Below are 255 nucleotides of genomic sequence, written 5' to 3'. Positions count from 1 at the left end.
TGCTGGGCCATCTACCCGAGGCCGAGTTGGGCCCGAGAGCCGCCGACGCGGTCGGGCTGCTGGCGCTGGTGGCCGGGCAGGACGTCGAGCCGGCCGAGGGCTCGGACGGCCGGGACGGGCGGTGGCGCATTGCGCAACGCACGGTGCCGGACCGGACGGTTTCCACCGTCGACCCGGCCGCCCGACACATTCACAAGAACCGCAGCCGGCACCAGGAGGGTTTCCGGGCACACGTCGCGTTCGAGCCGGAGGTCG

General features: G+C 73.7%; 1 pseudogene. It reads left to right on the top strand.

The window, feature by feature from the left end:
- Window positions 1–255: pseudogene (locus KGQ19_RS53695) on the top strand (IS5/IS1182 family transposase); the annotation flags it as partial.

It is taken from the genome of Catenulispora pinistramenti (assembly GCF_018274385.1).
GTDB classification, from domain to species: domain Bacteria; phylum Actinomycetota; class Actinomycetes; order Streptomycetales; family Catenulisporaceae; genus Catenulispora; species Catenulispora pinistramenti.
The sequence above is the reverse complement of the archived record's forward strand: the minus strand, read 5'-3'. Positions and strand labels throughout refer to the sequence as shown.